This is a genomic window from Maridesulfovibrio salinus (assembly GCF_055394525.1).
In genome coordinates, this window is the sequence record NZ_AP042461.1 from 2,968,967 (window position 1) to 2,981,056 (window position 12,090).

The following is a 12,090-nucleotide window of genomic DNA, read 5'->3' on the forward strand; positions in this document are numbered from 1 at the left end:
CACATTATTTGAAAAGATGCCCCCTCAATAGTAGATGCATAAATTGATCAGTATGATTGACGTTTTCATTCATCCGGGGATAATAATTAAGAGGACTAAGCTTTTAAACCTATTAAAAACCTCTTGGAACTGAAGATGACAATCCAATCCAAAATTGAAGATGCCATTGATAACCCGGAAGAAATGGAATTCTTATATAGAAATAACTCCGGGAGCTTCCAAAAGACCTACCTTAAAGTCCTGAAAGACAATCCTGACTCCATCCTGCTGCGCGCATGGAAAGCACGTCTGGAATATACGAAGAATCAAGTTCGGAAACTCAGCTACAAAGATTTAGCAATAATGCTTCTGATCTGCTTTATTGCTGGTAGTCTCCTAAAAATACCCCAGTGGACCTCGGTGAATGAAGCAGATTTTTATCCAAGGTTTTCCGCTTTGATCCCCTTATCTGCAATGTTTATATTTACAATGTATATGCGTGAGTGGCCTCGGAAAAGACTTCTGGCGGGCTGTGCTTTCATTGGCATTTGCACAGCCAATATACTGATTATTCCAGACAAATGGGATGATGTTTATGAGCTGGCCTGTTTCAGTCTCCCGTTCCTTCTCTGGACTGGCTATGGAGTTGCAAGACTAGGCGGGAAGTGGCGTTCGCATGAGGACAGGATCGAATACCTAAGGTTCACAGGTGAACTAATAATACATTCCGGGCTCTTTATGATTGGAGGCTCCATTCTGCTGCTGCTCACCGGGGGAGTTTTCACCATGCTTAACCTGTCAGAAGCATGGATTCTGGAGTATATGGCAATTTACGGGCTTGGTTCTATTCCGCTTATTGCGGCATGGTCCACAGACACATATTCCGCTGCAAGAAAGCTCGTGCCTCTGCTTGCACAGATTTTTTCCCCACTGCTGCTTACACTGACAGTACTCTACATGGGAGCAATGGCGCTGAATACGCATGAACTGCTTGAAGAGCGATCAACACTTCTGATTTACAACATACTCCTGCTCTGCGTACTTGCAACTGCGGTTTTCACTTTAACAGGTAGAGGAGAACGTGAGTCGGGACGGCTTCAAACGTCTGTCATCAGCCTGATGATTCTATCAACCCTGATCCTTGACCTTATAGCCATTTACGCTATCGGCTGGCGAATCAGCGAATTCGGGATCACCTCCAACCGTTTCGCAGTGCTAGGCTCAAATATAGTAGTGTTCGGAAACCTTGCAATGATGGGATATGGCTATTTACGATATTGGCTTAATAAAGGATCTCTCAATGACATCGAAAAATTGTTAGGTAATTTTCTACCCGTTTACACGGTATGGACTTTTTTTTCTGTGTTCATTCAACCCTGGATTTTCAGATATTAATTCCGAGAAAAGCAATAAAGGGTGGACAGGTAATAATCTGTCCACCCTTTATTGCTTATAAAACAACATCTGCCAAGAAACTGCATAACAAGGAGTCATCTCGCTTGATAGCCTGATGTAACGGCTTAAAAAAACAGTGAAACCAAAAATAATTTAAAGGAGGCTTTATACTAAGACCCAATAACACGGACTATCTTGATATTTTATGACATTATACCGTGTTAGACTTTCCAGGCAAACCTAATACAAACTTTACCCATTAATCATTTGCTGTTTATAAAATCAACATTGTTATCAGCTTCTTTTTGCATAAGAAGTTTCGCGATTCGCTGGTAACTGTCATTCATTATTTTAAAACGACTGACCACCTGTTTAAAATCATCACCGAGGTCATCAACCCGCTGCTTAAAAAGCTCACGGGCAAAGCTGTAAAGTTTTATATCCAGCTCGTTGTACTCCCTTATAACAACAAGTTCCTGCTCGGTGACCTTACTTTTCTTCTTTCTGACATTACTTCTCTCATAAAAAATATTTTCGAGGTCCATCAAGTCTTTAAGTATCAGAAGGCTTTCATCGAATTTTTCCGTAATTCCGAAAAAGAGCATCCTCTGCAGATTGTGCTTGGCCCTCTCAAGCATTGCCTCGGGTGAGCTGTCACCATCACCACAAAGTGATCTGGTCATCTGATTCTTGCCTCTGTATACGAGTTCAGGACTCATGCTGGTAACATAATCCGTCAAAGATATTTCTGAATCATTCAGATATGCATAAAGTTGACTTTTCGGCCAGTTCAGCAGGAAATTATACTCCGAAACGACTCTTGAAACCGGATCACGCAAAAAAGTGAAAGTTTTTTTCCCAAATGGACCGGTAAAAAAAGAATCAAAATCATGAACAAAAATATGACCTTGCACTAGTTTTATCTGTTCAAGATCATCAGATACAAGAGCTGCAAAAGAATCATTTTCTTCTCTTGAGTAGACGGAACATATTTCTTTTTCAGAATATTTAGCTGAAAAAATACGGTTGAGCGTTGTTCCGGCAGTTTTTGGAATATGCAGAAAAAAGAATGGATTACGCAAACATACTCCTTATTGATTACAACTCAGCAATGACGCTCTTCAGGTTACTATTCCGGCAAAGACAAATTAACATTCAAATTAAGATTCGTACAACATGATATTTTCTGCCATCTAAACCGGCAGGCAATGTTTATACCTTCCTGAAGCAACTGTTAATCCTTATTAATTACAGTTGCAATAACACTTATTCCACCACTGCTCCAGTGGAGTCCATGAATAAAAAAATGGCAGGAGCTGACATATGTCTGCTCCTGCCACTGAATAGCCAAATTTGAAGATGCGGTTTTAGGCCGCTTCAACTCCTTCGGGACCCTCTTCAATTTTGCTGGGGCCGAATCCGAGAAGGATGGGGCTGGCAACAAAAATGGAGGAATAAGTACCGACACCGACACCGACAAGCAGAGCCAATGCAAAGTCATGGATAACTCCGCCGCCGAGGGCAAAGAGAGCAGCCACAACCAGCAAGGTGGTTCCGGAAGTCAGAATGGTACGGCTCAAGGTCTGGTTGATACTGATGTTAATGGTCTCAGCAAGACTGTCACTGATTTTGCCATTGATATTCTCACGGATACGGTCAAAAACGATGATGGTATCGTTCAGGGAGTAACCGATGATGGTAAGCAGTGCAGCAATAATGGTCAGGTCAAACTCCTTGCCGAGCAGGGAGAACACACCGACAGTTATAGTCAGGTCATGAATAAGAGCGACAATGGCTCCAAGCGCGTAGTTGAGCTTAAGATACCAGCATAGCCCCACTGTGATGAACAGAGCTCCAAAGATCAGAACCACGGTAGACATCCCAAGCATCTGCAAAGCGGTGATACCTGCAAAAAGTCCACCGGCCATGATTGCCGCAGCGAACCAGCGCTGCTCAAAACGTCCCGAGATGTAAATGGCGATAAGCAGTACGGCATAGAACAGAGCTTCAAGAGCTTTTGTCCTCAAATCCGCACCGACTTTGGGTCCGACCATTTCTAGGCGTTGAATTTCAAACTGCGCCCCATTGAGATTGGCGTTGAACTCACTTGAAATCCTGTCACGGACATCAGAAGAACTAATCTCTGATGAAGAAGTTCTTATAAGAATTTCGTGATCGTCTTCATGACCGAAACTCTGAACCACTAATCCCGGAAGTTCAGTTGCTTTCAAAGCCCCTTTTACTTCCTTAACATCAATCTGCTTGTCAAACTTGACCTGGACCACAATACCACCGGCAAAGTCGATGCCGTATTTGGGTCCGCCCTTCATGACAAGGGAGCCAATTCCAAGCAGAATCAGCACTGCGGAAATAAGAAACGCAGTGCGTTTGAATCCGATAAAATCAATCTTGGTATCGGGTTTGATTATCTGTAATCCCATTATTCACTCTCCTTAAATGCTAAGCGGCGCATCTGCGTCACGCTTGGAGGTGTAAAGTTCAAACAAGATGCGGCTAACGAAAATAGCGGTAAACATCGAGGTAATAATACCCAGAGTAAGAGTAACCGCGAATCCGCGCACAGGCCCGGTACCGAACTGGTAAAGAATAATAGCTGCGATCACGGTGGTGATGTTTGCATCCAGAATGGTCAGGGTCGCCCTGCTGTAACCTTCAACAATAGCAGCCCTTGCAGTCAGCCCTCTTCTGAGTTCTTCACGTATGCGTTCGAAAATGATGACGTTCGCGTCAACAGCCATACCGATGGTCAGAATAATACCCGCGATACCGGGAAGAGTAAGGGTGGCACCGAAAGCGGCCAGACCGGCGAGTATCAGCACAATGTTGAGTACCAGAACGGTATCTGCGACCACACCTGCAAAACCGTAGTAAGCAAGCATGAAAACGAGAACCGCGATACTGCCCACGATTGCAGCGGTAATACCTTTGTCGATTGACTCCTGTCCAAGAGAAGGGCCTACTGTGCGCTGCTCAAGGATTTCAACAGGAGCAGGCAGAGAACCTGCACGCAGCACAATGGCAAGGTCATGGGCTTCATCGGTGGTGTAGCTGCCGGTAATGGAAGCGCGACCGCCGGAGATCTTGTCCTGAATTGTCGGAGCGGAATAAACTTTTCCATCAAGAACGATAGCCATCTGCTTTTTGATGTTTTCGCCAGTCACCCTTTCAAAAATTCTCGCGCCCCTGTTGTTGAAGTTCAGGGTTACGTAAGGCTGGTTGAACTGGTCAAAGCGGGTCTGGGCATCAGTGATGTATTCACCGGTAAGCATGGCCTCACGCATAAGAACGATCGGCTTTTCAACATAGCTTCCGTCAGGAAGTCTATGCCTGATAACTGTAACTTCACGACCGGGAGCCACAATACCCTTCTGGGCTTTTTCCAGATCAGCGGCTTCGTCAACAAGTTTGAACTCAAGGTGAGCTGTCTTGCCGATGATTTTGATGGCTCTTTCCGGATCCTGCATGCCGGGGAGCTGCACCTGAATGCGGTTGCCCTGCTGCTTTCTGATATCCGGCTCAGCCACGCCGAACTGGTCAATACGGTTACGGATGGTTTTGATGGCCTGATCCATGGTCAGCTTGGTCAGGTACTTTTTGTATTCCGCGGTAGGAGCAAAAACGTAAGTGACTTTTCCGTCCGGTTTAACAGCGGTGCTGATGATAGTAAGATTGCTGAAACTTTTCCTGACCAGTTCTTCAAGCTTATCTTTCTGCTCCTGTTTGAGCAGAGTTGCTTCAACTCTTTCACCTTTGAGCACTTTGGGTTTGAGAACGATAATTCCGTCCTCTCTGGCGATTGCTCTGAGATCATCCCCCATGCGTGAAAGGTTGTTATCCAAGGCTTTTTCCATGTCCACACCGAGTGTGAGGTGGATTCCGCCTTTAAGGTCAAGACCCAGACTGATTTTGTCATCAGGCAGCATGCGAGCAAGGCCTGAATTCTGAACCGCAGGCAGTGAAGGAAGGAGGTAGGTAACTCCAAACGCAACAACAAGCAGGGTCAGGACAATTTTCCAACGAAGACTCCCGTTCATCTCCTCTCCCTTATAATTAGAAATAGGATGGGTTACAAAAACACCAAAAAGGCAAGCACCCCCGGACCGGGCCGGAAAGTGACTTGCCTTGTAAGGCTTCACTTAACAAAAAAATCTATTTGTCTTTCTTTTCTTCTTTTTCAGCTTTCTTGGCAGGGTTGGCAAGTCCGGCAATGTAGGATCTATCGACTTTTACCTGCATGCCTTCAGCAAGCTCTACGGAGAGCTCATCGCCATCTACTGCCATTACGCGGCCATAAAGACCACCTGCGGTGAGGATACGGTCCCCTCTCTGAATGCCGGCAAGCATTGCTTTATGCTCTTTGGCTTTTTTCTGCTGAGGTCTGATAAGCAGAAAATAGAAAATTGCGAACATCAAAATAAGGGGGAGAAAAGAACCGAGTGCGCCTGCGGGCCCTGCCTGGCCCTGCTGACCGGCCGCACCCATCGCGTGAGCGATATCTGCAAAAAACATTACGTCCTCCTGAAAAGACTGTGTACGAATAAAACAATCCGCCTATTACACGGGAACATACATATTCCCGTACGGGCGGTGCGAGCGGGGGGACAGCCTCGTAAATGTCGAAGCCATAATTTCTTCCGCATCAGCACCGATTTCCTCAGAATAATCACGAACGATATCGGCAATTGCCTCCATATCGCCCGCATCCGCAGGCCCGGAGCTTATTTCGGCTCCCACAGATCCCTGCGGCAATTCACCACGAACGTATATGACTCCGCCGTGCATTCCCGTAGCAAGGGACATCCCGGCCACGGGCGCTTCCGGTTTACCAGAAAACATACCCAGAAGCAAAATAACGCCTCCGGCCATATATTCACCCAGAAAATCTCCGGCTTTACCACCGATTACGATTACAGGCTGCTGATCCATATACGATTTCATATGAATCCCTACCCGATACCCGACATCGCCCCGGACGTAAATAGTTCCGCCACGCATGGCGTATCCCAATACGTCACCGGCCATACCGTTAATTATAATACGGCCTTCGTCCATGGTGTTTCCGACCCCGTCCTGTGCATTGCCGTTAACAACAATGCGGGGGCCCTTCATGAACGCGGCCATGTCCTGTCCGGGCGTGCCGTTGACGGTGAAATCAATTTCACCCTTCAAAGCTGTAGCTATGTACCTTTGTCCGATAACATTGTCGAGAACGAATTCATCAACACCGTTTCGCACATTATCTCTTACAATTTCATTCAGCCTGCGGTAGTCGAGCCCGGAAGCGTCTATAACAACTCTTTTGTCAGACATTATCCGCCTCCAGAGTCTCAATAATCACCGGCTCCCCGGCCTTGGGCATCCATACTTCATCAAGTTCGGAACACACCAGACGGACAGCACTTTCTTCGCTGGACATGTAAACCACATCACCTTTGCGCCCTACAACAAGGGGCCTCAGCTTGATCCGGTCATTAAGTCCCCACAGGCTGTTACGGTCCGCGACAAGAATAGCGAAGGGACCGTTAAGCATCGCACTTGCGTATGTGGTTCTAAGTGCGGTGTAAAGCTTTTTATCCCGCTCATCCATTCTCTCTATCTCTTCCCAGAAAGGGGGAGCAAAGACCGATGATGCAAGTCTTCTGTTCAAACCGTGCTTACGTACCAGTAAATCTATTAAATAGGCAACAACTTCCGTATCAGTTCCCATGGTACATTCATACCCGTGAGTACATAAGTACCTTCTGTTGATTCCATAAGACGAAATTTCACCGTTATGAACTATGGACCAGTCCAGTATGGTGAACGGATGGGCCCCACCCCACCAGCCGGGAGTATTTGTGGGGAATCTGTTGTGTCCGGTCCAGATATACGCCTTGTATTCATCCAGCCTGTAAAAATCTGCAATATCTTCTGGATAGCCTACGCCTTTGAAAGCTCCCATGTTTTTTCCGCATGAAAGAACATATGCCCCCGGAATCTCCTTGTTGATTTTCATTACCACACCAACGATATAGTCCGCCTCATCTCCGCCGCTGAAAGGCGCCGGAGGCAGCAGTTCCTTGGGACTGACAAAAAATCTCCAGACAATCGGAGGGTCAGGGATTGCCAGCACTTTACGTGTCTGAACAGGTTCGGCTTCGTGGATATCAAAAAAGATCTTTATCAACTCTTCAGCCTTATCAAGGCCGTACTGGTCATCACATAAAAGCTGGAAGCAGTATTTATCTGCAAAATCCGGATAAATTCCATAAGCGGCGAAGCCCCCGCCCAGACCATTTCCCCGGTCATGCATACAGGCCATAGCCTTGATCGGGACTTCCCCCGGAATACATTCACGTCTTCGGTTGATTACACCGAACACTCCGCAACCGGAGATATCTTTCTCGAAATCATAATATTTTTCAGGAGCCTTCATATATACACCTCCGGCGGACTACAGACTGACTGAACCTATTATTCCGGATTCCATGCTTTGTTGAAAAAATCGTCCGGCCACATCAGTACATCAGGCTCACCTTCGCTGAGTTTTCTACGGGTATGGGCATCAACATTGAACTTGAATTTGATAAAAGAGGTATACATTCCGGCAAAATCAATATCACCGACCAGCACATATCCCACCATTTGATCCCCTTTGAAAACCAGCTTGCGGTAACTCTGCTTTGGTTTGCTGAAAAAAGTATATGACTCGTACTCCCCCGAATCCTCAGGCGGGTTTACCTCCCCTACAGATATTGTCGGAAGTCCGAAAAAGCTTATTGAACTCATCGACAGCGTTCCGGGATACCGGGAGTCATTACCGGACATATTTTTCCCGGCATAGTACCCCTGAGTATAAGCATTGGACCAGATAGGGACGACCATATTTTTATCAAACACAATATCCTTTGCCTGAGCCACGTCGCCGGCCGCATAAATAAATTTCTCACTGGTACGCATATTCTCATCGACGACTATACCCTTAGCGACATCGATTCCGGCATTCCGGGCGAGTGCTGAATTAGACAGGACCCCGATGGCCACAACAACCGCATCCGCCTCAAGAAAAGACTTGTCATCAAGAAGCACACCCCGCAGATTTCCTTCCTTGTCACGGATAATCTCTTTAGCCTGCACCCCGCACCTCAGCAGCATGCCGGCCTCTTTCACGCGCGCTTCAACAAGCCCGGCAGCCTCCTCGTCATAAGCCAGAGGCAGGATGCGTTGGGCCTCCTCAACAACGGCGACCTGCACACCCCGATTATAAAGACTTTCCGCAGCTTTAAGACCTATAAGCCCCCCTCCGATAACGACTGCCTTTTTAAGCTTCTCCAGCACTGCCATCAGTACGAAAGCATCTTTAACCGCTGTGAAATTATATACATCCGCCCCCTCAAGACCCTTGACTTCGGGAGAAAAAGGAATGCCGCCTGTAGCAATCAGGAGCCTGCCGTAACTGATTCTCTCCCCGGTAGAAGTAAGAATCTCACGGCCTTCAGTGTCTATATCCACCACTGTTGTTCCAAGATGCAGTTTGACGTTTTTTCCTTCGTAATAATCTTCAGAACGGATGGACAAACGTTCCGGGGTAATTCGTCCGGCCAAAAGATAGGAAGTGAGTGGTTTTCCGTAAGCAGCAGTATTTTCAGCTCCGATCACTGTGATGGAACCTTTTTTATCATGCTTCCTGATCCCGTCTATGGCTCCGAGTGAAGCAATACCGTTTCCAATGATCACGTACTTCATAAACTACCGCTCCTCGAATTTAAGAGCTCGGTTGGGGCATACTTCCACACATGCGGGACCGTTATCTCTACCTGAACAAAGATCACACTTGATAATTTTGTTTTCCAGATCGTTGCGCTGGATAGCCCCGTAAGGGCAGGCCATTAAACAGGCCCAGCAGCCCACACATTTATCTGCGTCATAAACTGTTATACCGGTATCGGAATTCTTGCTCAAAGCCCCCGAAATACAAACGGGGACACAAAGCGGTTCCTCACAGTGACGGCAACTGATGGACACACATTCATCCGCGTTCTCAAAAACACGTTTGCAGGCAGATAACCCTTTGGCCCGCTCCTGCCTGTATGCAAGGATAATATCCTCGCTTTGCGAATGGGCAGCGAGACAGGCAAGTTCACACAGCCTGCATCCCATGCAGAACTCTTTATTCGGGTAAACACGTTTCATATTCAAATATCTCCAAATATCCAGGCGCATAAACAAATCATATTAAAACCCTGCTCCATGATCGAACTGAATACTGCTTCCGGCAACACAGGAACCGGTCTTTTGCCACCTTGCAGGTTTACAGAAAAATCAAAACACAAAGAATTTGTTAACCATATCTATCCAGTTATGAAGGCTCCGGCACAACATCCTCAGGTTAAAAGCTGATCCCGCAGTCCGATCCGCCCCCTAACGTCCGGCATGCTTCACACCCAGAATGTCCATTTCAATCTCAGAAAGGCCTACCGCGCGAAGCTTATCCCTGTTGCCACGAAGGCTTTCTATGGAATTAAGCCCCATACCGCCGAGCATTTCTTCAATCTCATGCGACCATGCCCGAACAAGATTAACAAGCCTTTCAGTCGCTATTTCCGGATTCTGCCTCTTGGACAGTTTCTTATCATTAGTCGCAATTCCCCATGGACATTTCCCGGTGTAACACCGACCGCAAAGAGTACATCCGACAGCAATCAAAGCCGCCGTTCCGATATTCACAGCGTCCGCTCCGAGCGCGATAGCCTTGATGATATCACCGCTGCAGCGTATTCCACCACCTGCTATTATCGAGGCGTTGGCGCGTATGCCTTCATCACGCAACCGCTGATCAACACTTGCCAGAGCAAGCTCCAACGGAAGCCCCACGTTATCGCGGGTCATGGCCGGAGCAGCTCCTGTTCCGCCCTTCATTCCATCTATTGTCAGAATATCAGCTCCCGCCCTGACTACACCTGAAGCAATTGCGGCCACATTGTTGACCGCGGCAATTTTCACCGCGACCGGAACCCGGTACTCAGTGGCTTCCTTGAGTGCAAAAATAAGCTGCAGCAGATCTTCTATGGAATAGATATCATGATGTGGAGCAGGAGAAATTGCATCGGAACCGGGCGGAATCATCCTTGTTTCGGATATTTTCTCATTTATTTTTTCACCGGGCAGATGACCTCCGATGCCGGGCTTGGCTCCCTGCCCGACCTTGATTTCTATACCCACCCCGGCATTCAGATAATCACTGTGAACCCCGAACCTTCCGGACGCGACCTGAACAATTGTCCACTGTCCATATTCATAAAGGGACTTATGCAGACCACCTTCTCCGGTATTGTAAACCGTACCCAGCTCTTTTGCCGCGCGGGCCATGGCTACATGGAGGTTGAAGTTGATCGCACCGAAGGACATGCCGGCAAAAGTTATAGGGATATCAAGTTCTATTTGAGGAGAACCTTCTTCAGCAAGGGAGGGAACACCCATTGAATCAAAGTCGACTTTCACACGGTCCGGCTTGGCACCGAGAAAGGTCTTCAATTCCATCGGCTCACGCAGGGGGTCAATCGAGGGATTTGTTACCTGACTGGCATCCAGCAGCAATCTGTCCCAGTAGACAGGTATATCTGAAGGACTGCCCATTCCGGCAAGCAGTACCCCGCCGGATTCAGCCTGATTGAAAATGTTCCTCAGGTAATTGGGCTGCCAAGAAGCGTTGGGCCTGAAATCAGCCTCACTCAGTTTAATGGTCAATGCCGCGGTCGGGCACAGGGCAGAACAGCGGTGACACCCGATACACTTACGACTGTCGTGAGCAACCTTCTCACGAGCCTCATCCCAGAAATGGGCTTCGTAAGAACACTGTTTGATACAGACCTTGCAGTCTATACACAGCTCAGGATCACGGATAATCTGAAACTCATGGAACGTGCTGGCAAATTTCTTAAATAACAACTGATTCCTCCCGCGTCCGCAGGATTCTATAAAACTTAAAGCCCGACAATTTTACAAACAGTAGTATTGAATGTCCTGAACTCACTTAACAAGCGGCCAGAATCCGACGTTGCGGGCAGGAGAATAACCGCTCTCGAAAGCTTTACCCAGATTGGGGAAAAACACCCTGTTTCGTCTGCTGATGCGCTTTGCCGTTTTATGATTTTCAGGAAAACAGCGATAACTGTTTCTGTTTCCTATCCAGATCTTGTCAAAGCCCTTCTCCCGGACAATCACAGGCCAGAACCCCTTCTTTTCCTTATAAGCCTTTCTCTGTGCCTGTAAAAGTATATTCTGAAATTTTCTTCTATTGTTCTTGTGATAATAATAAAAAGCATACCCCTGCCTGACCATATGTTCGTTAACAAACAGACTGTCAACATAGACCCAGCCCACCAACCTGTCATAATGGTCTTTATGATCTCCAGCCAGTTCAATTCTGACGACGTTGCCCCTAAGCAGACTGTTCAACTCATGTCTGGCATTTGCAGCATAATATTGGTCCTTGTCCCCGTGCCGCCCGATTTCAGGCGTATCAATGGAAGCAATTCTCACACTGCGGTTATCCTCCAGAACGAATGTGTCTCCGTCTATTACATATTTTACTCTGGCCTCCAGAGCATTGGATGCAGCAGGACAAAGCAGAAAAAGAAGAATAAAAAATAAAACGGAGCCCCGAAAGGCTCCGCTGTTAATTCTTTTCAAAAACAATATGTTCAAATCATACTT

11 protein-coding genes are annotated in these 12,090 nt (G+C 47.0%); 1 reads left to right on the plus strand and 10 read right to left on the minus strand.

Annotated features, from left to right (window positions below; translation table 11 throughout):
- The first annotated feature begins 135 nt into the window (after positions 1-135).
- Positions 136-1,374, plus strand: a complete 1,239-nt coding sequence (locus ACZ5PW_RS13500; RefSeq protein ID WP_464554514.1) for a hypothetical protein — start codon at positions 136-138, stop codon at positions 1,372-1,374.
- Between the two features lie 263 nt (positions 1,375-1,637).
- On the opposite strand, the gene ACZ5PW_RS13505 is transcribed toward ACZ5PW_RS13500, so the two are convergent.
- The 10 genes from ACZ5PW_RS13505 to ACZ5PW_RS13550 form a co-directional block, all read right to left on the minus strand.
- The gene (locus ACZ5PW_RS13505; protein ID WP_464554515.1) at positions 1,638-2,456 is read right to left on the minus strand and encodes a sulfotransferase family 2 domain-containing protein; all 819 of its coding nucleotides are present in this window, start codon (positions 2,454-2,456) and stop codon (positions 1,638-1,640) included.
- A gap of 285 nt (positions 2,457-2,741) precedes the next feature.
- Complete coding sequence (gene secF, locus ACZ5PW_RS13510) at positions 2,742-3,815, minus strand: protein translocase subunit SecF (protein WP_464554516.1); 1,074 nt, start codon at positions 3,813-3,815, stop codon at positions 2,742-2,744.
- Between the two features lie 12 nt (positions 3,816-3,827).
- Positions 3,828-5,429, minus strand: a complete 1,602-nt coding sequence (gene secD, locus ACZ5PW_RS13515; protein WP_464554517.1) for a protein translocase subunit SecD — start codon at positions 5,427-5,429, stop codon at positions 3,828-3,830.
- Positions 5,430-5,544: 115 nt separating this feature from the next.
- A complete protein-coding gene (gene yajC, locus ACZ5PW_RS13520; protein WP_464554518.1) occupies positions 5,545-5,904 on the minus strand; it encodes a preprotein translocase subunit YajC in 360 nt (119 codons plus the stop codon).
- 45 nt (positions 5,905-5,949) lie between these two features.
- Entirely contained in the window at positions 5,950-6,705 is a 756-nt protein-coding gene (locus ACZ5PW_RS13525; RefSeq protein WP_464554519.1) for a GltB/FmdC/FwdC-like GXGXG domain-containing protein, read from the minus strand.
- Complete coding sequence (locus ACZ5PW_RS13530) at positions 6,698-7,810, minus strand: class II glutamine amidotransferase (protein ID WP_464554520.1); 1,113 nt, start codon at positions 7,808-7,810, stop codon at positions 6,698-6,700. Before ACZ5PW_RS13530 ends, ACZ5PW_RS13525 begins: the two co-directional genes overlap by 8 nt.
- A gap of 38 nt (positions 7,811-7,848) precedes the next feature.
- Positions 7,849-9,120 (minus strand): NAD(P)/FAD-dependent oxidoreductase, encoded by a 1,272-nt coding sequence (locus tag ACZ5PW_RS13535; protein ID WP_464554521.1) that lies wholly within the window; start codon positions 9,118-9,120, stop codon positions 7,849-7,851.
- A 3-nt stretch (positions 9,121-9,123) separates the two neighbouring features.
- A complete protein-coding gene (locus ACZ5PW_RS13540; protein ID WP_464554522.1) occupies positions 9,124-9,567 on the minus strand; it encodes a 4Fe-4S dicluster domain-containing protein in 444 nt (147 codons plus the stop codon).
- 228 nt (positions 9,568-9,795) lie between these two features.
- Entirely contained in the window at positions 9,796-11,322 is a 1,527-nt protein-coding gene (locus ACZ5PW_RS13545; protein WP_464554523.1) for a glutamate synthase-related protein, read from the minus strand.
- An 81-nt stretch (positions 11,323-11,403) separates the two neighbouring features.
- Positions 11,404-12,081: a thermonuclease family protein gene (locus ACZ5PW_RS13550; protein ID WP_464554524.1), complete on the minus strand. Its 678-nt coding sequence runs from the start codon at positions 12,079-12,081 to the stop codon at positions 11,404-11,406.
- Between the last annotated feature and the right edge of the window lie 9 nt (positions 12,082-12,090).